Annotated in this window: 23 protein-coding genes, 1 tRNA gene, 1 other RNA gene and 1 pseudogene; 3 read left to right on the forward strand and 23 right to left on the reverse strand. The window is 64.4% G+C overall.

The features are described 5' to 3' along the window. Positions 1 to 76: 76 nt before the first annotated feature. A non-coding RNA gene (locus tag NYR97_RS20065) (sX9 sRNA) lies at positions 77 to 152 on the forward strand. On the opposite strand, the gene NYR97_RS20070 is transcribed toward NYR97_RS20065, so the two are convergent. After that, positions 147 to 1,292: an alpha-hydroxy acid oxidase gene (locus tag NYR97_RS20070; RefSeq protein ID WP_316695427.1), complete on the reverse strand. Its 1,146-nt coding sequence runs from the start codon at positions 1,290 to 1,292 to the stop codon at positions 147 to 149. The genes NYR97_RS20065 and NYR97_RS20070 overlap by 6 nt on opposite strands. A 121-nt stretch (positions 1,293 to 1,413) precedes the next feature. On the opposite strand from NYR97_RS20070, the gene NYR97_RS20075 reads away from it, so the two are divergent. Further along, entirely contained in the window at positions 1,414 to 1,956 is a 543-nt protein-coding gene (locus NYR97_RS20075) for a GNAT family N-acetyltransferase (RefSeq protein ID WP_316695428.1), read from the forward strand. A 66-nt stretch (positions 1,957 to 2,022) separates the two neighbouring features. Here the strand turns inward: NYR97_RS20075 and NYR97_RS20080 are convergent, their stop codons facing one another. The 15 genes and pseudogenes from NYR97_RS20080 to NYR97_RS20150 all read right to left on the reverse strand — a co-directional run. Next, positions 2,023 to 3,054 carry a sulfotransferase family protein gene (locus NYR97_RS20080; RefSeq protein ID WP_316695429.1) on the reverse strand — a complete coding sequence of 344 codons (1,032 nt, stop codon included), beginning with the start codon at positions 3,052 to 3,054 and terminating at the stop codon, positions 2,023 to 2,025. A gap of 183 nt (positions 3,055 to 3,237) precedes the next feature. Next, entirely contained in the window at positions 3,238 to 3,651 is a 414-nt protein-coding gene (locus tag NYR97_RS20085) for a PIN domain-containing protein (protein WP_210763382.1), read from the reverse strand. After that, positions 3,638 to 3,871: an AbrB/MazE/SpoVT family DNA-binding domain-containing protein gene (locus NYR97_RS20090; protein ID WP_205394831.1), complete on the reverse strand. Its 234-nt coding sequence runs from the start codon at positions 3,869 to 3,871 to the stop codon at positions 3,638 to 3,640. The genes NYR97_RS20085 and NYR97_RS20090 overlap by 14 nt, the downstream gene beginning before the upstream one ends. 175 nt (positions 3,872 to 4,046) lie before the next feature. Next, positions 4,047 to 4,793: a sulfite exporter TauE/SafE family protein gene (locus tag NYR97_RS20095; RefSeq protein WP_425613010.1), complete on the reverse strand. Its 747-nt coding sequence runs from the start codon at positions 4,791 to 4,793 to the stop codon at positions 4,047 to 4,049. A 340-nt stretch (positions 4,794 to 5,133) separates the two neighbouring features. Continuing rightward, positions 5,134 to 5,209, reverse strand: a tRNA-Gly gene (locus NYR97_RS20100). A 36-nt stretch (positions 5,210 to 5,245) separates the two neighbouring features. Further along, positions 5,246 to 5,878 (reverse strand): CDP-diacylglycerol--glycerol-3-phosphate 3-phosphatidyltransferase, encoded by a 633-nt coding sequence (gene pgsA / locus NYR97_RS20105; RefSeq protein ID WP_176339972.1) that lies wholly within the window; start codon positions 5,876 to 5,878, stop codon positions 5,246 to 5,248. After that, positions 5,878 to 7,734 carry an excinuclease ABC subunit UvrC gene (gene uvrC, locus NYR97_RS20110; RefSeq protein ID WP_023904079.1) on the reverse strand — a complete coding sequence of 619 codons (1,857 nt, stop codon included), beginning with the start codon at positions 7,732 to 7,734 and terminating at the stop codon, positions 5,878 to 5,880. Before uvrC ends, pgsA begins: the two co-directional genes overlap by 1 nt. Then, on the reverse strand, positions 7,731 to 9,149 hold the full coding sequence (locus tag NYR97_RS20115; RefSeq protein WP_316695435.1) for a hypothetical protein: 1,419 nt from the start codon (positions 9,147 to 9,149) through the stop codon (positions 7,731 to 7,733). Before NYR97_RS20115 ends, uvrC begins: the two co-directional genes overlap by 4 nt. A 23-nt stretch (positions 9,150 to 9,172) precedes the next feature. Beyond that, the gene (locus NYR97_RS20120) at positions 9,173 to 9,637 is read right to left on the reverse strand and encodes a low molecular weight protein-tyrosine-phosphatase (protein WP_205394641.1); all 465 of its coding nucleotides are present in this window, start codon (positions 9,635 to 9,637) and stop codon (positions 9,173 to 9,175) included. After that, a complete protein-coding gene (kdsB, locus tag NYR97_RS20125) occupies positions 9,634 to 10,413 on the reverse strand; it encodes a 3-deoxy-manno-octulosonate cytidylyltransferase (RefSeq protein WP_316695437.1) in 780 nt (259 codons plus the stop codon). The genes NYR97_RS20120 and kdsB overlap by 4 nt, the downstream gene beginning before the upstream one ends. Positions 10,414 to 10,733: 320 nt before the next feature. Then, the gene (gene lpxK, locus NYR97_RS20130; protein WP_316695439.1) at positions 10,734 to 11,771 is read right to left on the reverse strand and encodes a tetraacyldisaccharide 4'-kinase; all 1,038 of its coding nucleotides are present in this window, start codon (positions 11,769 to 11,771) and stop codon (positions 10,734 to 10,736) included. Beyond that, the gene (gene msbA / locus NYR97_RS20135; RefSeq protein ID WP_316695441.1) at positions 11,768 to 13,537 is read right to left on the reverse strand and encodes a lipid A export permease/ATP-binding protein MsbA; all 1,770 of its coding nucleotides are present in this window, start codon (positions 13,535 to 13,537) and stop codon (positions 11,768 to 11,770) included. The genes lpxK and msbA overlap by 4 nt, the downstream gene beginning before the upstream one ends. Continuing rightward, entirely contained in the window at positions 13,534 to 14,007 is a 474-nt protein-coding gene (locus NYR97_RS20140) for an ExbD/TolR family protein (protein ID WP_316695443.1), read from the reverse strand. Before NYR97_RS20140 ends, msbA begins: the two co-directional genes overlap by 4 nt. A gap of 3 nt (positions 14,008 to 14,010) precedes the next feature. Continuing rightward, entirely contained in the window at positions 14,011 to 14,673 is a 663-nt protein-coding gene (locus NYR97_RS20145) for a MotA/TolQ/ExbB proton channel family protein (RefSeq protein ID WP_023904085.1), read from the reverse strand. Next, positions 14,567 to 17,098: pseudogene (locus NYR97_RS20150) on the reverse strand (DNA internalization-related competence protein ComEC/Rec2); the annotation flags it as partial. The gene NYR97_RS20145 and the pseudogene NYR97_RS20150, both read right to left, overlap by 107 nt. Positions 17,099 to 17,296: 198 nt before the next feature. Between NYR97_RS20150 and NYR97_RS20155 the strand changes: the two are divergent. Beyond that, entirely contained in the window at positions 17,297 to 18,361 is a 1,065-nt protein-coding gene (locus NYR97_RS20155; protein WP_316695444.1) for an SDR family oxidoreductase, read from the forward strand. 209 nt (positions 18,362 to 18,570) lie between these two features. On the opposite strand, the gene lolD is transcribed toward NYR97_RS20155, so the two are convergent. From lolD to sdhA, 7 genes are all read right to left on the reverse strand, one after another. Next, positions 18,571 to 19,281 (reverse strand): lipoprotein-releasing ABC transporter ATP-binding protein LolD, encoded by a 711-nt coding sequence (gene lolD / locus NYR97_RS20160; protein ID WP_486684775.1) that lies wholly within the window; start codon positions 19,279 to 19,281, stop codon positions 18,571 to 18,573. Between the two features lie 37 nt (positions 19,282 to 19,318). After that, a complete protein-coding gene (locus tag NYR97_RS20165; RefSeq protein ID WP_115040090.1) occupies positions 19,319 to 20,560 on the reverse strand; it encodes a lipoprotein-releasing ABC transporter permease subunit in 1,242 nt (413 codons plus the stop codon). Between the two features lie 5 nt (positions 20,561 to 20,565). After that, positions 20,566 to 21,036 carry a YgfX family protein gene (locus NYR97_RS20170; protein WP_316695447.1) on the reverse strand — a complete coding sequence of 157 codons (471 nt, stop codon included), beginning with the start codon at positions 21,034 to 21,036 and terminating at the stop codon, positions 20,566 to 20,568. Next, a complete protein-coding gene (locus NYR97_RS20175; RefSeq protein ID WP_104592354.1) occupies positions 20,987 to 21,235 on the reverse strand; it encodes an FAD assembly factor SdhE in 249 nt (82 codons plus the stop codon). Before NYR97_RS20175 ends, NYR97_RS20170 begins: the two co-directional genes overlap by 50 nt. Positions 21,236 to 21,344: 109 nt before the next feature. Beyond that, positions 21,345 to 22,127, reverse strand: a complete 783-nt coding sequence (locus tag NYR97_RS20180) for a succinate dehydrogenase iron-sulfur subunit (RefSeq protein ID WP_006449601.1) — start codon at positions 22,125 to 22,127, stop codon at positions 21,345 to 21,347. Positions 22,128 to 22,143: 16 nt separating this feature from the next. Beyond that, complete coding sequence (locus NYR97_RS20185) at positions 22,144 to 22,347, reverse strand: hypothetical protein (protein ID WP_425613011.1); 204 nt, start codon at positions 22,345 to 22,347, stop codon at positions 22,144 to 22,146. Positions 22,348 to 22,356: 9 nt separating this feature from the next. Beyond that, entirely contained in the window at positions 22,357 to 24,147 is a 1,791-nt protein-coding gene (sdhA, locus tag NYR97_RS20190) for a succinate dehydrogenase flavoprotein subunit (protein ID WP_023904093.1), read from the reverse strand. Positions 24,148 to 24,150: the final 3 nt, after the last annotated feature.

The following is a 24,150-nucleotide window of genomic DNA, read 5'->3' on the forward strand; positions in this document are numbered from 1 at the left end:
GCAACTCAGGGCTAAGAGCGGCTAACGACGCGTAGCGAGCAGCCGCAGGCGGGCGCGGCCGATGCTCGGAATGGGCATGTACCACGCGTACACTCGCTTCCTCCGCGCCATCCACGCCCCCACCTGAGTGTTGCTCGCTACGCTGGTTAGCCACTCCGAGGAAGCAGCACGCTGGCGTCGATATCCGCAATCTGCGGCCTGCCGCACAGCCCCATGCTCAGCTCCAGCTCGCGTTGGATCAGCCACAGCACCTCGGTCACACCGGCCTGGCCCGATGCGGCCAGCCCATACAGCCAGGCACGCCCGATGTAAGCGCCGCGCGCGCCAAGCGCCAGCGCCTTCAGCACGTCCTGGCCGCAGCGGATACCGCTATCCAGATGGATTTCCACATCGCCACCGACCGCAGCGACGATTGCCGGCAGCATGCGGATGCTGGACGCCGCCCCATCGAGTTGGCGCCCGCCGTGATTGCTCACCACCAGCGCGTCCGCGCCTGCAGCGACTGCCTGCCGCGCATCGTCCACATCCAGGATGCCCTTGACGATCAGCGGGCCATGCCAGCGCGCCCGCACCCAGGCCACATCGTCCCAGGTCAACGCGGCCTCGAACTGACTGGCGGTCCATGCTGCCAGCGACGCCAGATCACGCTGGCCACCCACCTGCCCGGCAAGATTGCCGAAGCCGTGCTGACGGCTGCCGAGCATGCGCAGACACCAACGCGGATGCGTCGCGAAATCGCGCAGCGTCGCCAGGCTCAAACGCGGCGGCACGCTCAACCCATTGCGCAGATCGGCATGCCGCTGCCCCATGAACGGCACATCCAGCGTCAGCATCAACGCGCCGCAGCCGGCCGCTTGTGCGCGCGCGATCAACGCGGCAGAGAATCCGCGGTCGCGCATCAGATAGAGCTGAAACCAGCATGGCGTCTGCACGCTGGCGCAGACCTGTTCCAGCGAACAGATGCTCATCGTCGACAGCACAAACGGCACCCCGAATGCCTCGGCCGCGCGTGCGGCCAGCACCTCGCCATCCGGATACAACAGGCCGGCCAAGCCGGCCGGCGCCAATGCCAATGGCATCGCTACCGGCACGCCCAGCAGCGTGCTGGCGGTACTGCGCCGGGCCACATCGATGGCAACGCGCTGGCGCAGCCGCAACGCATCCAGATCGCAGCGATTGGCCTGCCGCGTGGTCTGGCTCCAGCTGCCGGCGGCAACGTAATCGTAGAACATGCGCGGCAAACGGCGCTGCGCCACGGCCTGGACATCGTCGACACATGCAATCGCACTCATCCGCACAGGCTAGCGGCGGCCCGTGACAGTTCGGCAGGTGTCGCGTGTCGCGTTCCGGTCATCGCAGCATCATGAGTCTACGCGAGCATCTGCACTTCACAGTGCCAACGAGCCCGCATCGATGCAGCACGACATCCAGATCGAACGTGCACGCGAGTCGCATGCCGACGGCGTGTGTGCGCTTTACAACGCCCCCGAGGTGGCGCGACAGTTGCTGGAGCTGCCGTATCGCGGGGTCGAGCAATGGCGCCGGCAATTGCTGCACGAAGACGAGCGGCAATTGGCCCTGGTTGCGTTGCACGGCGCGGAAGTCGTCGGTGTCGGCAGCCTCGGCAGCCAGGCACGGGTACGTCGCGCGCATGTCGGCGGCATCGCGCTGGCGGTCCGGCCGGACTGGCATGGCCGTGGTGTCGGTACGCGCCTGCTGAGCGCATTGCTCGACGTCGCCGACCGCTGGATGCAACTGCACCGGCTCGAACTCACCGTCTATGCGGATAACACCGCAGCAGTGGCGCTGTACCAGCGTCATGGCTTCGAGGTGGAAGGCGAACTGCGCGACTACGCCATGCGCGATGGCGGTTTCGTCAGCGCTTACAGCATGGCGCGGCTACGTCAGTCAGGCATCGCGCTCAATGCGCCAGACAGCATTGCCATGGATGCGTGAGACCAGGTCATCCAAGCCCGCCTTATGCGACTGGCGCAAATCGCCGGGCAGACAGCTCGACAGCATCTATAGCGGCGCGTAACCCAAGCGTTCCAGCATTGGATTCGCCCGCCGCCCCAGGCTACGCAGCAGTTCCGGCGGCCACGCATGCCAACTCGGTACACGCGCGCCAGCATCGATCGCAAGCCCGCGCTGCGCGGTCAGGTTGTCGCCCATAAACGGCCGGATGCGTTGTTGCGCCATGCGCGGCAGCACCTGCTCAGACCATGGCTCGCCAAGAAATTCGAACACGCGCGCCCCGACCACTTCTGGCGTACGCGAAAGTTCGTCATAACCCAGTTGCAAGCAGCGATCGCCCGCACGTTCGGCAAAATCCAGCGCCGCTTCGTTGGTGGCGACCCACTCGTCGAGATACTGCATCAGATACAAGCCGGAACGCGGATTGCCCGGCAAACCATCGCGACGTACGAAGCGCTGAAAGCAAGACAGCGCCACATCCAACCCATGACGATGCAGAAACAGAAACTTGCCGCGAAAATCGAACATCGCATCGATCACATCGAGCCGGCTGGACGAAAACAATTCCTTGGCGATCCAGCGCTGCCGCCCGAAGCGCTGCGCGTACTCGTAATGCAACTCATCGATCATGCGCCCCAAGCGCGGATATAACCCGCTCTGCGGCATGCCCAGATGCGGCAGCACCATGCTGCCGAGGCGCAGCAAGCTGTCGCACTTGGCCAGCTCCCCGCACAACATGTTTTCCGGCAGGCTGCAGATCGTCTCGCTGGCATTGACCAGATACGCCAGCAACGTGGTGCCGGAGCGGCGATTGCCGATGATGAAATGCGCGCGATCGCCGAACGGATTATCCGCAAGGCGACTGCTCTTGTGCAGATCTGCCATCAGATCGTAGGCCAACGCAGGCGACGTCCCTTCCTGCACCAACGCAGCCCGTGTCTGCACCAGGCTGCGCTCCAGCAATGCGTCCACCCCATCCAACTGCGGCGCCAGCGCAGGCGCTGCTGCTCGCACGCGCTGCAGTTCGTCCGGCAGACTGGACAAGGTCGAAAGCAACTCGCTCAGGTCGGCTTCGTTCATGGGTCGGTGGTCCCCACAGGCAGGTACCGCGATGGGCAAATGCACCATTGCATGCCCTGCCAAACAAGCATCGGCACGCACCAGCACAAACCGACGCCAGTCGCGCTCGGTTACCGAAATGCTAGGCAACGCGTGCGACCTGTGTGTGACAACAAGGCCGCTGAAAATTGCTGCAGTGGTGGATCAGTCCTGAAACGGATTCTGGATAGAAAGACGGTCATCGATGACAAGGCCGTGGTGCATGTCTTCGGTGTACAGCGTCTGGCAACCCTCAATGGCAGCTGCAGCGACGATGCAGGCATCGTAGAAAGACAACTGGTACCGCTCGGCCAACTGGCGTGCCCGATCGTGCACGTTGACCGTCAGCGGTACGATTTTGCAGAACTCACGCACCAGCGCAAGAAACTGCCCGACTTCATCCCATCCCATCTTGAACTTGCGCACGCACACATGAGTGACCTCATTGAGTACCTGCACACTGATAACGGGACGCAGCTGAAGCAGGCTCTCTGCCGCATCTGCTTTCGCAGCATCTTGCGACAGCAAGTAGAGCACTACGTTGCTGTCGAGAAAGAACTTGGCTTTACCCGCGGCCATTGGCCTGTTCCCGGTCGAACTTGAAGTCTGCCGGCAGCTTCCCGCGGAACGCACGTAATCGCTCCAACAACGCTTCAGAGCCGGGCTTCTTGCGCACCGCGAACAGACGAGGTTCGTCCACAACGATCTCGATGTCGTCGCCTTCCCGCAGTTCCAATGCCTCGACCACGCTCGCGGGAAGGCGCACTGCCAGGCTATTGCCCCATTTGGCGACTTGCATGTCGACACCCCAAAAGATATACATATTTATGTATATCATACACTGGATATGCTGCCACGCAATCCCGGATCGATGCCGCGCGTTAAAGCGTGCGGCATGCATCAATAAAGCGCAAAACGCTGCCAGCCTCAAACGAGTGCGTTAGTCGCGACCATTGCCGCGCCCTCGCACTGTCTCAAAAACCTCTTTGCAGCAAGCGCGGCAAAGACGACAGCAACATTGCCACACCAGAAACCGTGAGCAACCCCAGCACGATCTGCCGGAACCTTGCCTCACTCAGGCCAACATACAGTCGAGCGCCAAGCAGGGTCGGTACGAGCATCGCAGGCGCCACGATGGCGAACAGTGGCAGCATGTCACGCGTGACCATGCCGGTACCCAGGTAAGTGGCCATGGTGACCAGCAGCATCGACAGATTGAAGTTCTGGATCACGCCGCGCTGCCGGTCCTTCTCGTAGCCGCGCAGCGTGCACCATAGCGTAGGCAGAGCGCCGGTGAAGCCGCCTAGGCCGCCCATGACGCCACCGGCCAGCCCCACCACACCATCAGCTACGCGGCCGCCTTTACCAATGCGAGGTAGACGCCTGGCCATCAGCATCGTGGGACACCACAGCATCAGCAGCGTGCCCAGGATTGTCTTGAACATGTCCATATCGATCCGCGGCAGCAAGACCACGCCCAGCGGGATACCCACAAGTCCACCCAGCACGAATGGCAACAGTGCGCGCCAGTCAAAACCGCGCCGCACCGATGCCACGGCCAGCAATTGTCCGGTCAATGCGCCAAACACGGCGAGCGTTGCGGCAACGCGCGGCTCCAACGCCCAGGCCCAAAACGACATCGCGACCAAGCTGAAGGCAAAACCCGACAAACCTTGCACGAAGCCTGCCACCACCGCACCGATCGCCACCACCCAGAACATTTCGTGCATGCATCACCTGGTGTTGTTCGCTGCGCGCTGCGCGCAACGATCATCTTGTCTCGCGACTCCACCTACTCCACCGTTTAAATCACAGATAGCGCAGCGCGGAACGTTCTTCCAAGTGTGCAGCAAGCCAGCGTGTCAACGCAGAGAGATCAAGGTATCGACGTCGACGTCGACAATCGCACGACACCAGCAGTCGGATTTTCAGTCCCGATCGGTGTAATGAAACGCGTCGCTTGAAAGAGAATTTATCTGGCTTAGCGCGATGCGCCACAGGCAAAACCCACTGTGTGATCGAACCGCGATGGACTTCAGCAGAAGTCCAAACATCAAAACCTGGAGCGGGAAACGAGACTCGAACTCGCGACCTCAACCTTGGCAAGGTTGCGCTCTACCAACTGAGCTATTCCCGCTTGGGAGGCGAGATTCTACAGCGAACAGCAGGGCTGTCAACCATTGCCTTCGACTTTTTTTGGCTTGCTGGTGATTGCGGCTTTTTCGTCAGCGCGCAGGCTTGGCCATGCGGCCTGCAGGTACTGAAAACCGGACCACAATGTCAGCAGCGCGGCGATCGCCAGCGTCCAGTAACCGGCGCGGAAGATCAGGTTGCCGAACCAGATTTCGTGCGTGGGCATCTGCCCCGGCGTGACCGAATACAGCAGGCACAACAACGCAACCATCTGCGCGGTAGTCTTGATCTTGCCAATCGCCGCCACGCGCACCTTGGCGCGCTGGCCGATCTCGGCCATCCACTCGCGCAGCGCAGAGACGGCGATTTCGCGGCCCACGATCACCGCCGCCCAGAACGCCATCCACGGTGTCGGGTGGCCTTGCACGATCAGGAACAGCGCCACGGCGACCATCAGCTTGTCGGCCACCGGGTCCAGAAACGCGCCGAAGGCGGAATACTGGTGATACCGCCGTGCGACCCAGCCATCCAGCCAGTCGGTGATGGCCGCCAGCCCGAACACGCCGGCAGACGCAAAATTGGTCCACGTGTACGGCAGGTAGAACACCACGACCAACACCGGGATCATCAAGATCCTCAGCAGTGTCAGCCACGTGGGGATGGTCAACTTCATTACGGACTCGACTCGCCTGCCGCATCGGGGAGCGCCAGCCCATGCAGGTTAGCGTAGATTCGCGCGGCGAGTGCGGCATTGACCCCTTCCACGCGCGCAATCTCGGCCTCGCCGGCGGCCTTGAGCCCGACCAGACCGCCAAAATGCTTGAGCAGACTGGCCCGACGGCGCGGGCCGATTCCGGGGATATCCTCCAGCTTGCTGGTCATGCGCGCCTTCTGGCGGCGGCCGCGGTGACCGGTGATCGCAAAGCGATGCGCTTCGTCGCGCACCTGCTGGATGAACTGCAGCGCCGGCGATGCCGCGCCCGGGCGCAGTTCGCGGCCGTCGGCCATGACCAGTGCTTCATGCCCTGCCCTGCGCTCCTCGCCCTTGGCCACGCCGACCAGCAGCACGTTCTCGATGCCCAGATCGGCCAGCGCGCCCTTTGCCTGCGCCAGCTGACCGGCGCCGCCGTCGATCAGCAACACATCCGGCAGCACACCGTTTTCTTCCACTGCGCGCCGAAAGCGCCGCTCGATGGCCTGGCGCATCGCGGCGTAGTCGTCGCCCGGCGTGATCCCGGAAATGTTGAAGCGCCGGTATTGACCGCGCACCGGGCCGCTGGCATCGAACACCACGCACGAGGCCACCGTCGCCTCGCCCATGGTGTGACTGATATCGAAACACTCCACCCGCTTGACCTGCTCGGCAAGCCCCAGCATTTCGCGCAGTGCTTCGCTGCGTGCGTGCTGCGCGCTCTGGCTGGTGAGTTCGGTGACCAGGGTCAGCTGTGCGTTGCGCGTGGCCAGCAGCAGATAGCCGGCACGCTCGCCGCGCACGTTCCACTTCAGCGTCACCTTGTACTCGGCCGCGCTGCTGAGCGCGGCTTCGATCAACTCGGCATCGGGGATTTCGCGATCGAGCAGGATCTCGCGCGGCGGCGAATGTTCGGCGTAGTACTGCGACACGAACGCACCCAGGATTTCGTCGGCGCTGTCTTCGCCATTGGTCTTGGGAAAGAACGAACGCGTGCCCAGGTTGCGGCCGTCGCGAAAACTCAACAGCAGCACACAGGCCTGGCTGGCTTGCGTGGCGCAGGCCAGCACATCCAGGTCGGCCGCGCGGCCGTCCACGTACTGGCGGTTCTGCATGCTGCGCAGCGAGGACAGCAGATCGCGCAGACGCGCGGCGCGCTCGAACTCCAGCGCTTCGCTGGCCTGCTGCATCGACTGCATGATCTCTTCGCCAAGCTGGTCGCTCTTGCCTTCCAGGAACATCGTGGCGCGGCGTACCGACTCTGCGTAGTCGGGCGCGGCGACCAGGTCCACGCACGGCGCGCTGCAGCGGCCGATCTGATATTGCAGACACGGCCGCGAGCGATTGCGAAAGACGCTGTCTTCGCAGCTGCGCAGCTTGAACAGCTTGTGCATCAGGCTCAAGGTTTCGCGCACGCCAGTCACGCCGGTGTACGGGCCGAAATAGCGCCCCTGCACCGCGCGCGGGCCACGGTGCAGCGCGATGCGCGGCCAGTCTTCGCGCGTCAGCAATACATACGGGTAACTCTTGTCGTCGCGTAGCGAGACGTTGTAGCGCGGCGACAGCGACTTGATCAGCTGGTTTTCCAGCAGCAGCGCCTCGGCTTCGCTGCGGGTCACGGTGACGTCCATGCGCGCCACCTGCGACAGCATCGAAGTCAGCCGCGCATTCTTCGGCGTGCCGTTGAAATAGCTGCCCACGCGCTTGCGCAGCGCGCCGGCCTTGCCCACGTACAGCAGCGTGTCGTCGCCCGCATACATGCGGTAGACGCCGGGCGCGGTGCTCAGTTGGGCAGCAAACGCCTTTCCATCGAAATCAGCTTGGGGCCTTGCGCTCATTCTGCTATCGAAACATCGCTCAGTTCGCCGCTTGCAAGGTCGTAACGCAAGACGGCATGGGCATCGGTCTCGGCAATCCAGACCGCACCTGCGGCAACCGCCAGCCCGGCCGGGCCATGCAGGCGGCGCGGCAGCTCGACCGTGGTCAATTCGCCACCGCCCAGACGCAGGCAACGCAGGCGACCGTTGCCGGTGTCGGCGATCCACAGCAGCGGCGAATCGGCGGCCAGGGCAATCGCTTGCGGAAACTGCAGGCGCGCGGTGCCGCGTGGGCCGTCCTGGTCGCCGAACAGCCATGTGCCCTGCCCGCCGACCAGGGTCTGCACCAGATCGCCGCGCAATTGCATGGTGCGGATCGACGAACCCAACCCGTCGCAGACGTAGGCCACCTGCTGCACCGCGGCCAATCCGGCCGGTTGCGCGAACGCGGCCAGATGGCCGCTGCCATCGCGGATTTCCAGCGAGCCGGTGCCTGCGCGCGCGGTCAACGCGGCGCTGCCCAGGTGATAGCTCCAGATGCGGTTGTCGCCAGCCATGGCGATCAATACCTGGTTGTCGACGATGGCCAGACCTTGCGGATAATTCAGCGCAGATGCGCTGGAGGACGCCAGCGGGCCTTCGACCGGCTCGCCGGAGCGACCGGTGCCGCACAAGGTGTCGACCTGCCCGCTGCGCAGGTTGATGCGGCGCAGGGCGTGATTGCCGGTGTCGGCGACATAGAGCTGGTCGCGCTCCAGCGCCAGGCCTTGCGGACGTCGAAACGCAGCCTCGCCGACGCCACCGTCGATCAGATCGGCATTGCCATGACCGAACTGGCGCAGCACGCGCCCGCCATGCGTGCATTCGAGCACACGGTGATGGCCGGTGTCGGCGATATACAGGCGGTCTTCGGTGGCGGCCAGGCCGGTCGGAAATTGCAGTTCCAGGCGCGGTTCGGCTTCGCGTTCGGCCACGCCATGCAGGTCGATGTCCGACGGCGGTTGCTGGCCTTCGCACAGCGCCACCAATGCCTTGTCCAGATCGCCGGTCACGCCGACCAGGCGCTGGCGCTCGCGGCCGTAAGCATCGAGCAGCACCAGCGTGGGCCAGGATTCGATACCGAAGCGGCGCCAGGTTTCCCAGTCCTTGTCGAGCAGGATCGGCGCACTCACACCATGCCCGCGCAGTTGCTTGAGCGAGCGTTGCGGCAAGCGCTCGCTATCGAAACGCGGCACCTGCACCACGATCACCTGCAGCCGCCCGGGGCTGCGCGCCTGCCAATGGGCCAGCTCGGCCAGGCGCTCGGCGCACCACACGGAGCTGGCATTGACGAACGCCAGCACCAGCGCGCGTCCACGATGCTCCTGCAAGGTGGATGGCCTGGCGTTGAGCCAGGTAGGGAATTCCGGCAGTTCCTGGGTGAGCTGGGCAGTCATCCGCTAATTATGCCCAAGCCCGATTAGCTGCGGGTGAGCCTGGCCACGGTCTGGCTTGCAGCGGTGTCGACCAGCTGCCAGGCACGCTCGAAATCGTCCATGCCGCCAGTGTAGGGGTCGGGGATCTCGTCGCGCTCTGCAACGCCCGCCCACGGCAGCCAGAGTGCGACCTTGTCGCGCAGCGGCGCCGGGGCAAGCCGCTGCAGATCGCGCAGATTGCTGTTGTCGGCACACAGCACCCAATCGAAGTGTTCGAAGTCCGCTGCACGCACCTGACGGGCGCGCAATCCGGAAATATCCACGCCATGACCGCGTGCGCAGCGAATGGCGCGCGGGTCGGGTGGCTCGCCGGCATGCCAGTCGCCGGTGCCGGCCGAATCGACCTCGATCCGCCGCGACAACCGCGCCTGGTCCAGCCGCGCACGCAAGGCGCCCTCGCCCATCGGCGAGCGGCAGATGTTGCCCAGACACACGATCAAGACATTCATACCGACGCCACCCGCGTCTGCGCACGCGCCAGATCGTCCGGCGTATCGATGCCGGGCGGAAACTGTTCCGGCGTCAACGCCACCGCGATGCGGTAGCCGGCTTCCATCACGCGCAATTGTTCCAGCGACTCGATACGCTCCAGCATGCCGGGCGGCATTGCCGCAAAACGCTGCAGAAATCCGGCGCTGTACGCGTAGATACCGATATGGCGCAGCCACTGACCGGCATCGGGCAAGGTCTCGCGCTGATTGGCGAAGCTGTCGCGATGCCAGGGAATCGGCGCGCGGCTGAAGTAAAGCGCATCACCGCGCGCCGTGTGCACCAGCTTGACCACATTCGGATCGAACAGCTCGTGCGCGCCATCCACCTGCGCGGCAAGCGTGGCCATTTCAGCGCCGGAGTGCAGCAGCAGCTCGGCCACCGCACGGATACCGGCAGCAGGCGCAAACGGTTCGTCACCCTGCAGATTGACCACACAGGTCTCGGCATCCCAGCCGGCGATCCGTGCGCATTCGGCAAGCCGGTCGGTCCCGGACATATGCTCGCTGCCGGTCATCGCCACATGCACGCCGGCCAGGCCTTCGATCGCCTCGGCAATCCGCGCATCGTCGGTGGCCACCCAGACCTCGCGCGCACCTGCGAGCAGCGCCCGCTCGGCCACGTGCTGGATCATCGGGCGATCGCCGATCAATTGCAGTGGCTTGCCTGGCAAGCGCGTGGAGGCATAGCGCGCGGGGATGGCGACGACGAAATCTGCAGGCGTTGTGGTGGTCATGCGTGCGCGCTCTGGGATGCAGGAAAAATTGGAGAAACGAGATAACCGAATCGCATGATGCATCTATGCGATTGAGCGAAATAACGGTATTCAGTAGGAGCAGCGATGCGCTACCTCGCTAGGACGCCGCTGCACACACTGCTCGCACATGCACACCGACCATCTCGACTGGTCCTTGCCCGCCCACCGTCGCGGGACCTTACGCGGCATGGATGCCGCGTAAGAGCCTACATGGATGTACTTGCGGCGAGTCCCGCGACGGTGGGCGGGCAAGGACCCCGCAGCCAAGCAGCAGATCACCATTGCCGGAAAAACCACACTCACACACCCTGCCGACTCGCCAACTTGTCCAGACGATCCAGCAGACTCACCCAGAACGCGGCCGGCAGCTCCGCCTTGAGCGGCACGCTGTACAGCCACTCGTCGGCAAACGGCCTGCACTTCACTGCGTCCTTTTCGGTCATCAGCACCGGCAAGCGGCTGCCGAAACTGAAATCCGCAGCGCGATACACGTGATGATCGGGGAAGGCATGCGGCACCACGCCAATGCCGCGCGCGCGCAGCATCGCAAAGAAGCGTTCCGGATGCGCGATCCCGGCCACCGCGTGCACGCGTTGCCCGGCGAGCATGCTCAATGGCTGCACACGCTTGCCATCCATCGGTTGCACGCTGTCGATGCTCAGGCGCATCTGCCACTCGCCAAAACCGGCGTCTTCAGGTGTCTGCGGTGTCGCCGCAGCGCTGCCCTGCCCCAGATTGACCACACGGAAATCGCAATCGCGCGCACGCGCTGCAGGTTCGCGCAGCGGCCCGGCAGGCAGCAGGCGCCCGTTGCCGTAGCGGCGCTGACCATCGACCACTTCGATTTCCACATCGCGCGCAAGCCGGTAGTGCTGCAGCCCATCGTCGCAAACGACGATGTCGCAGCCTGCCTCGACGAGTGCGCGTGCCGCGGCCAGACGATCGCCATCCACGCGCACCCGCGCACCGGTTTTCCAGGAGATCAATACCGGCTCGTCACCGCCGAGCGCTACAGGCGTGTCCGCTTCGACCCAACGCGCCGTGCCCGATTCGTCACGGCCATAGCCACGACTGGCAACACCCGGCGTCCAGCCGGCTTCCTGCAATTTGGTCACCAAGGCGATCGTCAGCGGCGTCTTGCCGGTGCCGCCGGCAGTGACATTGCCCACCACGATCACCGGCACCGGCACGCCGTGGCGCTTGCGCCAGCCGCGGCGATAAAGCGCGCGTCGCAGCGCGATGGCAGCCCCATAGACCGGCGCGAGCATGCGCGCCGATAGCGGAATCGGCGCATTGTCGTACCAATAGCCCGGCGTGCGGGCGCCGCGCTTGCTCATGCCTGCCGTTCGCGGAACTGCATGCCGTGCAGGTGCGAATACAGCCCGCCCTGCGCCAGCAATTCACTGTGCGTACCGCGCTCGACGATGCGGCCTTGATCCATCACCAGTACCTGATCGGCATGTTCGATCGTGGACAGGCGGTGCGCGATCACCAGCGTGGTGCGGTCCGGCATCAGCTTGTGCAAGGCGTCCTGCACCAGCCGTTCGGATTCGTTGTCCAGCGCGGCGGTGGCTTCGTCCAGAATCAGGATCGGCGCGTCCTTGAGCATCGCGCGCGCGATCGCCAGACGCTGGCGCTGCCCGCCGGACAGACGCCCGCCCTTGGTGCCCACGTGCGATTGCAAACCGTCCGGCAACTGCGCGACGAACTCCATCGCATTGGCACCCAGAATCGCGCGCTCCAACTGGCTCGCATCTGCGCTGCGCATTTCGCCATAGGCCACGTTGTCGGCGATGCTGCCGTCGAACAACATCACCTGTTGGCCGACCAGCGCGATCTGCCGGCGCAGATCGGCCAGCGAGTACGCCTGCACTGGATGACCGTCGAGCAGGATCTGCCCGGCCTCGGCCTCGTAGAAGCGCGGAATCAGCTTGATCAGGCTGGATTTACCGCTGCCCGAGCGCCCGACAATCGCCGTCACCGTGCCCGGCTGCGCAACGAAACTCACCCCCGCCAACGCCGGATTCACCTGACCCGGATAGCGCGCAGTGACATCGCGGAATTCGATCAAGCCCTTCGCGCGCTTGAGCGGGATCGCGCCTTGGTCCGGCTCGTCGGGGCTGTCGAGCACCGAGAACAGGCGCTCGGCCGACGCCAGGCCGCGCTGCACCATGTTCTGCACATTGGTGAGCTGCTTGAGGCCAGGAATAATCGTCAGCATCGAGGTCATCAGCACCACGAAGTCGCCTGCGGTCAGCCGCCCCGCCAGTGCCTGCGCACCGGCCACGAACAACAGCGCCGACAGACCGATCGCGCCGATCATCTGCACGGTGGCCGTGGAAATGCCACGCGTGGATTCGACCTTCATCGCCAGCCGCAGATTGCGGTCGGCCAGCGCGCCGTAGCGCTCCATTTCGGTCTGTTGCGCGCCGTAGATCTTGACCTCCTGATGGCTGGACAAGGTCTGGTCGGCCGCCTGCAACAGATGCGCGCCGCTCTCCTGGATGCTGTGGCTGATGCGGCGATAGCGTCGCGCCACCTTGTCCATCACCCAGGCCAGCACCGGTGCCAGCACCAGGATGGTCAGCGTGACCTGCCAGCTATGCCACAGCATCAGCGCCAACGCACCAATCACCTGCAACGACTGCTGGATCATCACCTTGACCGCATCCACCGCCGCCTGCGCCACTTGATCCGAGTCCGAACCCAGGCGTATCAGCATCGACGGCACCGGCTCGGAATCGAACCGCGATCCCGGCAGGCGCAGATACTTGGACATCACCTTGACACGCAGATCGCGCGCGATGCTGCGCGCGGACTTGCCCATCGCCATATCGGTGATGTAACCGGCAATGCCGCGCACCACGAACAACAGGATGATCTGCACCGGCAGCCAGCGACTGACTTCGGCGTTCTTGTAGATGAAGGTTTCGTCGGTGATCGGCTTCATCAACGCCAGAAAGCCGGTGGTGCCCGCCGCTTCGACCAGCGCGGCAATCAGCGCAGCGATCAGCAACAGACGGTACGGCTTGGCGAAGGCCAGCAGGCGACGATACGTGCGCCAGGACGATGCTGGCGCCGGGCGGTCGTTGGAAGGAGTCACTGGCGGGTTCCGTTATTGCGTGTGTTGCCGGCAGCGCCGGTCGCAGCAGAAGTGCCGGCTTGGGGCGCAGTGGCGATCGCGATACGGCGAAAGCCCAGTTGCCCCAACGCATCCTGCGCAGTCACCACCGCTTGATACGGCGTACGCGCATCGGCGCGCATCAGCACCGTCTGCTCACGGTCATCGCCGGCGATCTGCGCGATGGTCTGCTTGAGCGAATCCACATCCGAGCGCAGCACTTCCTGGTCGTTGATGAAGTAACGCCCGTCGGCATTGACCAACACGCTCAACGCACGTGGCGGCGCACTGGTGTGTTGGTCGCTGGCAGTCGGCAGCTGCAATTGCAGCGTTGAGCGTGCGTCGAAAGTCGTGGTCACCACGAAGAAGATGATGAGGACAAGAATGACGTCAATCAATGGCACCAGGTCGATATGCGGCTCGTCCTGGCTTCGGTCACTGCCGATGCGCATCCGTCAGCCCTTTGCCATGACGGGCTTGGTACCCGCCGCAACCGGCGCCGCAGCGACCGGCATCGCACGGCCATCCATCGTATCCAGCAACAACGTGGCTTCCTGCTCCATCTCGATGATGTAGCCGGCGATGCGGCCCTTGAAGAAGCGATGCGCCATCAATGCGGGCACCGCAATGATCATGCCGGTGGCCGTGCACACCAACGCCTTGCCGATGCCGCCAGCCAGTTGGTTCACATCGCCAACGCCGTGATCGAGGATGCCCATGAACATCTGGATCATGCCGACCACAGTCCCCAGCAGACCCAGCAACGGCCCGGCCGAGGCAATCGTGCCCAAGGCATTCAGATAGCGCTCCATGCGGTGCACCACATGTCGGCCGGTGTCTTCGATACGTTCGCGGATCAACTCGCGCGGGCGGCCACGCACGTCCAGCGCGGCGGCGAGCAAGGCGCCCAGCGGCGAATTGCGACGCAGCGACTCGATATGGCCGGGATCCAGCTTGCCACGCGCGGCCCAGTTGCGGACCTCTTCGCCCAGACCTGGCGGAGTCACCTCGTTGCGGCGCAGGCTCCACAGACGCTCCAGCACGATCGCCAGGGCGATCACGCCCAGCAACAGCAACGGCACCATCGGCCAACCGCCCGCCTTGACCAGCTCCAACACGATTCGATTCCTCCGGCAACGCGGCCGCCTATTCGCTGGCCGATAGGATAGCAGCCGACCGCCGCCGTTCTGCAGCATCCCACAGCCGCGCCTGCCAGCGCCGTCGCTCGCGGACCTGCAGGCCGTCGGCGCCCAGCCAGACCCGGATCGCGCCGGCCTGTGCGGTGTCGAGCAGCTCGGCGCCACTGCCCTGCCAGCGTTGCACCACCTCCGCACGCGGGTGGCCGAAGCGGTTGCCGTGCCCGGAGGACACCAGTGCCAGCCGCGCGCCGGTCGCGGCAATGAACCCGGCATGCGAGCCGTCGGCGCTGCCATGGTGCGGAACGATCACCAGATCGGCGCGTAGCTCGGACAGATGCCCATGCATCAATCGACGTTCGACGATCTCGCCGATGTCGCCCGGCATCAGCGCGCTTGCATACCGCGTCTCCACCCGCAGCACGCAGCTGGACTGATTGCGCAGATACGGAAAACCGGCACTCGGATGCAGGAAGCGAAAGCGCACGCCGTCCCATTCCCACTGTTGGCCGGCATGGCAGCGCGTGCTGACGTCCAGCGGTGCATCCGGCGGGGCAGCCGTCATGGCAACAGGCAATCCCGCACGCACTGCTGCATAGCCGCCGGCATGATCGGCATCGGCATGACTGAGCACGATGGCATCCAGGCGGCGCAGGCCGAGCGCACGCAATGCCGGCAGCACCACCCGCTCGCCGGCGTCGAAGCCATCGCGCACTGCAGGGCCGGTATCGAACAACAGCGCATGCCGTTGCGTGCGCACCAGCACCGCCAGGCCCTGCCCCACGTCCAGCACCTGCACATCCGCCTCGCCGGCTGCAGGCAGTTCGCGGTCCGGCCAGAGCAGTGGCAACCACAACAGCAAGGCCAGTGACTTGCCGGGCGTACCGCGCGGCAGTAACAGCCAGAACGCACCGAGCAAGGCCAACACCAGCGCTATCGCATCGGATTCGGGCACCCACCACAACGCCACCGAGGTCTGCCCAAGCCAGACGAAACCCGGCCAGGTCAGCTCGAAACACCAGCCGGCCAATCGCCATGCCCACACGCCCGCGCCTGGACGGAGCGCTTCGAGCGCAGTGCCCAGCAAGGCGAGCGGCACCACCACAAAGGTCCACCATGGGATCGCAACAAGATTCGCGAATGGCCCGACCAACGACGCCTGCCCAAACAGGCTGACCGTCAGCGGCAGCAGGCCGACGGTGGCGACGGTCTGCGCCGACAAAAAGCCGCGCAGGATGGCGCGATCTCCGGACGGCAGGCACCACACCAACCAGGCAACCCCCGCGAAGCTGAGCCAGAAGCCGGCGACCAGGACGCTCAGCGGGTCCCACAGCACGACAGCCAGCAAGGCGAGCGCAAGGATCTGCGCGGTCGTGGCACGGCGGCGCACAACCCGCGCCAGCGCAACCACAGCAATCATCAACACCGTGCGCACGGTGGGCAGCGCCAATCCTGCCAGCACTGCGTACGCAGCGGCGGCGAGTAATGCCGCGATGGCCGCGGCGTGGAGGCGTGGAAGGCGCGTTCCCAGGGCGGGCCACACTCGCCAGAGTCCGGCAACCAGCATCGCGAAGAACGCGGCGACCAATCCGACATGGAATCCGGAGATTGCGATCAGATGGCTGAGCCCGGTCGCACGCAGCGTCGCCCAGGCCGCATCGTCCAGCCCGCGTGTGTCGCCTAGCGCGAGTGCGCGCAGATAAGGCGCTGAAGGCCCGGGCACGTGCTCGGCAATCCGCTGCGACATGCGGTCGCGCCAGGCATCCACGCCACGCGGTGCCGCGATTTGCCTTGCGGCAGCAGGGACGCGCACGTAACCGGTCGCGGCAATGCGCTGCGCCAGTGCCTGACGTTCGGCATCGAACCCACCGGGATTGCGCAGGCCACGCGGCGCCCGCAGCTTGAGGCGCAATTGCCAACCTGCACCCGCGCGCAGTGCTGCGCGTGGACCGATGTGGTCGGCACCGAAGTCGTCGTACCAGGCCAACTGCAACAGCTTGCCGCGCAGCGATGCGGGTTGTGTGTGGTCGTCATCCACCCGCAGCTGAAAGCGCGTGCGTCGCTGCTCGGCCACCGGCAGTCCAACGATCTGGCCGCGCACAGCCAGCTCGCGCGCTTCGTGTTGTGGGAGCAGCTGCGCCTGCAAGGTGCTGGTGACTTGCCAGCCCATCAGACCGAAGCCGCACAGTGCCGTTGCCGTCGCCAGCAACAACGAGCTCCGTTGCGGCCGCAGCCACAGGGTCAAACCGATACCCAGCCCACCTGCACACGCAAAAGTCGCGTAGACCGCACGCGGCAACACCGCAGGCCACCAGGCGCACACCACCACGCCCAGCAGCAACGCCGCTGCAGCGGCGACCGCCGATCCTGCGCTCGGCGCCGACGGCACTGGTGTCGATACATCCATGTTGCAGGCCGCTATCCCGTCTGTGGTCCATCCACCGATTCAAGCTAATTGATCGCACAGCTGGACCACAGCGGCGATCGGCGCATTGACGGGTAGGAAGACGGCTGTGCACGTGACACACGCATCATTCCGCCATGCATTCGCCTCGATTTCATGGCCGCAGCGCTATGTTCAGCGCTGTCTTCGAGGAGCTCCCCCATGCGTAAAGGCATTGCATTGATTGTCGGCGTGACCGGCATTTCCGGTTACAACCTCGCCAACGTGCTGGTCGCCGACGGTTGGACCGTCTACGGCCTGGCGCGGCGCCCGCTTGCCCAGGACGGCGTGATTCCGGTGGCAGCCGATCTGCTGGATGCCGAGAGTACCGCCAACGCGCTGCGCGGCCTGCCGATCACCCACGTGTTCTTCTGCACCTGGACCCGCCGCGACACCGAGCGCGAAAACGTCGAAGCCAACGGCGCGATGATGCGGCATCTGTGCGAGGCGTTGAGCGATGCGCCGCTGCAGCACATGGCGCTGGTCACCGGTACCAAGCACTATCTGGGTGCGTTCGAGAACTACGGCAGCGGCAAGGCCGAAACCCCGTTTCGCGAAAGCGAGCCGCGCCAGCCTGGCGAGAATTTCTACTACACGCTGGAAGATCTGTTGTTCGCGAACGCCGAGCAACACGGCTTCGGCTGGAGTGTGCATCGCTCGCACACCATGATCGGCATGGCTAATGGCAGCAATGCGATGAACATGGGCGTGACGCTGGCGGTGTACGCGTCGCTGTGCAAGCACACCGGTCAGCCGTTCGTGTTCCCCGGCTCGCAGGCGCAGTGGAACAGCCTCACCGACCTCACCGACGCAGGCCTGCTTGGCAGGCAGCTGGCCTGGGCCGGCCTGAGCCCGGCAGCACGCAATCAGGCCTTCAATACCGTCAACGGCGATGTGTTCCGCTGGCGCTGGATGTGGGGCCAGATTGCCGACTTCTTCGGGCTCGAAGCGCTCCCCTGCCCCGAAACGCCGGTGCCGCTGGAAGCACGCTTGAGCGAGACGGCGCCCGCCGTGTGGGCAGAGATCGCCAAGCAGCATGATCTGGTGGAGGCCGACGTCAACCGACTGGCATCGTGGTGGCATACCGATGCCGACCTGGGCCGCGAGATCGAGTGCGTCAACGAGATGACCAAGAGCCGCGAGCTGGGCTTTCTGGACTTCTACGACAGCCGCGCCTCGTTCCTGGAGCTGTTCACGCGATTGCGTGCGCAGCGCATCATTCCCTGATGCGCAAGGTCGCCGTCACATTCGTGGCGGCGACCGCGTGTTGGCAAAGCACCAGTTTGATTCGATAGCGCTTGCGGGCACCACAGCGTGAGCAAGCGTGTTGCCGCACCATCCGGCCGATGCATCGGCAACCGAAATCAGGAATTTCAAACTGAAATCCGGATTTCAACAAGACTCAGCCGCCAGAAATTCCGACGGCTGGGCGTTGCTTACACCGCAGACGGCGCCAACTCGCGCAGCTTGCCCTGATGCAGCTCCAGCACGCGATCCAGACGACGCGCCAGGCTGCGATCATGCGTCACCAGGACCAGACTGGTGCGCTGGGCACGATTGAGTTCCAGCATCAGCTCGAACACGGTCTCCGCAGTGTTGTCGTCCAGGTTGCCGGTGGGCTCATCGCCCAGCACGCAGCCCGGCTTGTTCACCAGCGCACGTGCCACGGCAGCACGCTGACGCTCGCCGCCGGACAACTCGCTGGGCTTGTGCTCGATGCGATGCCCCAGCCCGACCGATTCCAGCAACTGCAATGCCTGCGCCCTGGCCACCGACACCTCTTTGCCTGACAGCAACACCGGCATCATCACGTTTTCCAACGCAGTGAATTCCGGCAGCAGATGATGGAACTGGTACACGAAGCCCAACGCCTGATTGCGCAGCTTGCCGCGCTCGCCATCGGACAGTGCAGACATGCGCCGACCGGCCACATACACCTCGCCCGAGGTCGGAATATCCAACCCACCAAGCAGATGCAGCAGCGTGCTCTTGCCCGCACCGGAGGCTCCGACAATGGCGACGGTTTCGCCGGTCGCCACGGTGAGATCCAATCCGTCGAATACCGGCGTACGCATCTTGCCTTCGGCGTAGGTCTTGGCCAGACCCTCGGCCCGAATCACTGCCTCTGCTTGGTTTGGCTTTTGCACGACCGATTCCCGAATCCCGAATCCCGAATCCCTGATCTCATTCATAACGCAGCGCCTCCGCCGGCTGCGTACGCGAGGCGCGCCATGCCGGATACAAGGTCGCCAGGAAGCTCATCACCAACGCCACTACAGTGATCACCACAACGTCCTGGGTCTGCATATCGGTCGGCAGGCCGGTGATGTAATACACGTCCTCCGGCAACAACTTGACGCTGAAGATCGTCTCGATCACACCGAGGATGCGCTCGAGATTGAGCGTCAGCACGATGCCGCCGATCACCCCCATGATCGTGCCCATGAAGCCGATCAGCGAGCCCTGCACCATGAACACCTGCATCACGCCCGCAGGCGACAGGCCCAGCGTGCGCAGGATCGCGATATCGGCCTGTTTGTCGGTCACCAGCATCACCTGCGAAGACACCAGGTTGAACGCGCCCATCGCCACGATCAGCGACAGCAGGATGCCCATCACGGTCTTTTCCATCTTCAACGAGTGGTAGAGATTGGCGTTTTCCTGGGTCCAGTCGCTAACCCGGTACGGACCATGCAACTTGATCGCAAGATCACGCGCCACCGTCCAGGCCTGATCCATGTCGTGCAGCCGCAGCCGCACGCCGGTGACCCCATCCATGCGTAGCACGCGCGCCAGGTCCTGCATGTTGACCACCGCCAGACCGCGGTCGATCTCGTTGTAGCCGGCCTCGAAAATCCCGCTGACGGTGAAGCGCTTGAGCCGCGGCATCGCCCCCAGCGGCGTGGCCTGGGTATCGCTGAGCAACACCACGATGCTGTCGCCGACATCCACGCCCAGCCAGATCGCCAGCTCCTTGCCGATGACGATGTTGTAGGAGCCCGGGGTCAGACTATCCACCGAGCCCTGCTGCATCTTCTTGGCCAGCACCGAGACCTTGCCTTCTTCGGCAGGAATGATGCCGCGCACGATCGCCGGCTGCTTGCGCGGGCCCTGCAGCAACGATTCGGTCTCGATGTAAGGCGCGGCACCGGCGATACGCGGGTCAGCAGTGGCGACCTCGACCGCATGCTGCCAGTCGCGCATCGGCGCGCCGTCCGCACTGACCGTTGCATGCGCGGCCATCTGCAACAGGCGATCGCGGATTTCCTTCTGGAAACCGCTCATCACGGCCAGCGTGGTGATCAGCACCGTCACCCCCAGGGCGATGCCCAGGATCGATGCCATCGAGATAAACGAGATGAAGCCATTGCGCCGTTTGGCACGCAGATAGCGCAAGCCGATGGCAACCGGGATAGGTTTGAACATGCGGTTCAACCAGGAAAGGGACGCCATGGTGCCACTTGCGGCGGCCCGGACGAAATGGCGTGCGCCTGAGCGGCCAGACGCAGTTCACGTCGTTGCGCTGCCGGCAACGTATCGGGCCAGAAATGCAGGCGCTCGCGGCGTGCATCCAGACGCGTCCACGACACCACCGCAATCGGCCCACGCCATGCGACCTGCAGGCTTTGCACCTGCGCGCCGTCAACGCTGGCGGGCGTTTCGCTCCAGGGCACAACCACTTGCCGCACTGGCGAACGCAACAGCACGCGCAACGATCGCCCACCGGCCAACAGCGCGTAGGCAGACAACACCGCCGCCAGCCACGCGGGCACCCCGCTACGCCAGACCGCCCACAGCGCCAGCGCGTTCAACACGCTCAATGCGCAAACCAGCCCGCGCGAAGGCCGCCATTCAAGCTGGCAAGGCGCGGATATCGGCAATGAGTGCGGCGTTGTCGGCATCGGGGCAGGCCTCGTATCCCATGAACCAGCGCCACAACTTATCGTCTTCGCAATCCAGCAGCTGTAGGAAAACCGCGCGCTCGGACTCGGACGCCTGCGCCCAGCGTTGATCCAGGTAGCGCCCGAACAACTGATCGAGCTCGCGCATACCGCGCCGGCAGCGCCAGCGCAGTTTTTTCAGCAGGGTTTCTTCGTCCATCTCACTCTCCTCGCCTGACGCGGCGCCGAAAACGACAGCGGCACCAGACCAAGGGCCGGTGCCGCTGTGAACCACCTCCCCGCCAAGGCGGGGCCTCATTGCCTTGCGATCAGGCGCGGCGCGCCATCATCAACTTCTTGATTTCGGCAATCGCCAGCGCCGGGTTCAGTCCCTTCGGACAGGTCCGCGCGCAGTTCATGATGGTGTGGCAGCGATACAGCTTGAACGGATCTTCCAGATCGTCCAGACGCGCGCCGGTGTCTTCATCGCGCGAATCGATGATCCAGCGGTACGCCTGCAGCAGGATCGCCGGGCCCAGATAACGCTCGCCATTCCACCAGTAGCTTGGGCAGCTGGTCGAGCAGCAGGCGCACAGGATGCATTCGTACAACCCATCGAGCTTGCGGCGATCTTCCGGCGACTGCAGGCGCTCGCGATCCGGCGGCGGCGGCGTCTGGGTACGGATCCACGGCTTGATCGACGCGTACTGCGCGTAGAAATGCGTCAGATCCGGCACCAGATCCTTGATCACGCTCATGTGCGGCAGCGGATAGATCGGCACTTCGGCCTTGCCGCAGGCATCGATCGCCTTGGTACAGGCCAGCGTGTTGGTGCCGTCGATGTTCATCGCGCATGAACCGCAGATGCCTTCGCGGCAAGAGCGACGAAACGCCAGTGTCGGGTCGATCTCGTTCTTGATCTTGATCAGCGCGTCCAACACCATCGGGCCGCACTTGTCGAGATCGATCTCGTAGCTGTCGGTCCGCGGGTTGGCGTCGCCATCCGGATCCCAGCGGTAGACCTTGAAGGTGCGCGTGTTCTTGGCGCCCTGCGCAGGGTAATGCTTGCCCTTGCCGATCTTTGAATTCTTGGGGAGGGTGAACTCTGCCATAGCTGCTCTCGTTGGCTCAGGCGATGCGCGGTGCGAACGACAGCCGCACCGTGCGCATGAAGGTAAAGACGATGGATCCCGCCACCGAAGCGGCGGTGCAGCGACCGGCGTATTGCCGGCCCTGCCCCTGCGTGATGAAACGCCCCGACCGCTGCAAGCGATTGCCGCTGCGCCAGGACAACCCGGCGACTGGCCTCAATGCAGCGAGAGAGCGTTGCATGCGCATCGATCAGTAGACGCGCGGCTTCGGCGGGACGACATCCACGTCCTGACTCAGCGTGTACATGTGCACCGGGCGATATTCGAACTCGCACTTGCCCTTGTCGTCGACAGTGACCAGCGTGTGCTTCTGCCAGTTGACGTCGTCGCGGTCCGGGAAGTCTTCGTGCGAATGCGCGCCACGGCTTTCCTTGCGCTGCTCGGCCGAATTGATCGTCGCCACCGCATTGAGCAGCAGGTTGTTCAACTCGTAGGTCTCGATCAGATCCGAGTTCCAGACCAGCGAGCGGTCGGAGACCTTGACGTCTTCGAAGGTGGCGAAGATCTCGGCCATCTTGTCCACGCCTTCCTTCAGCGTCTTGCTGGTGCGGAACACCGCAGCATCGGACTGCATGGTGCGCTGCATGTTGTCGCGGATCACCGAGGTCGGCGTGGAGCCGTTGGCGTAGCGCAACTTGTCCAGCAGGCCGAGCGCCTTGTCGCAGGCATCCGACGGCAACGTCTTGTGCGGCTGGTTGGGCTTGACCGTCTCGGCGCAGCGGTTTGCCACCGCACGGCCGAACACCACCAGATCCAGCAGCGAGTTGGAACCCAACCGGTTGGCACCGTGCACCGACACGCAGGCGGCTTCGCCGATCGCGTACAGGCCAGGCACCACCGCATCCGGGTCGTCGCCCTGCTTGCGCACGACTTCGCCGTAAAAATTGGTCGGAATGCCGCCCATGTTGTAGTGCACGGTCGGCAACACCGGAATCGGCTGCTTGGTCACGTCCACACCGGCAAAGATGTGAGCGCTTTCGGCGATGCCGGGCAGCTTTTCGTTGATGACTTCCGGGCCGAGGTGGGTCAGGTCGAGCAGGATGTGATCCTTGTGCTCGCCCACGCCACGGCCTTCGCGGATCTCCACGGTCATCGAGCGCGAAACCACATCGCGCGATGCCAGATCCTTGTAATGCGGTGCGTAGCGCTCCATGAAGCGCTCGCCGTTGCTGTTGCGCAGGATGCCGCCTTCGCCACGCACACCCTCGGTGATCAGGCAGCCCGCACCGTAGATGCCGGTGGGATGGAACTGCACGAACTCCATGTCCTGCACCGGCAGGCCGGCACGCATCACCAGGCCGCCGCCGTCACCGGTACAGGTGTGGGCGGAGGTAGCGCTGAAGTAGGCACGGCCATAGCCGCCGGTGGCAAGCACCACGCCGTGGGCACGGAACAGATGCAAGGTGCCGTCCGCCATGTCCAGCGCAAGCACGCCGCGGCAGACGCCTTCTTCGTCGAAGATCAGATCGAGCGCAAAGTACTCGATCATGAAACGCGCGTTATGCGCCAGCGACTGCTGATACAGCGTGTGCAACATGGCGTGACCGGTACGGTCGGCCGCCGCGCAGGTGCGCTGTGCAGACGGGCCTTCGCCGTACTTGGTGGTCATGCCACCGAACGGGCGCTGATAGATCTTGCCCTCTTCGGTACGAGAGAACGGCACGCCGTAATGTTCGAGTTCGATGATGGCCGGGATCGCCTCGCGACACATGTACTCGATCGCGTCCTGGTCGCCCAGCCAATCGGAGCCCTTGATGGTGTCGTAGAAGTGGTAGCGCCAGTCGTCTTCGCCCATGTTGCCGAGCGCGGCTGAAATACCGCCCTGCGCTGCGACGGTATGCGACCGGGTCGGGAAGACCTTGGTCAGGCAGACCGTCTGCAGGCCCTTCTGGGCCAGGCCGAACGTGGCGCGTAGGCCGGCGCCGCCGGCGCCCACCACGACCATGTCGTACTTGTGTTCCGTAATCTTATAAGCGGACATCTA

Source organism: Xanthomonas hydrangeae (assembly GCF_032697525.1).
GTDB classification, from domain to species: Bacteria; Pseudomonadota; Gammaproteobacteria; order Xanthomonadales; family Xanthomonadaceae; genus Xanthomonas; species Xanthomonas hydrangeae.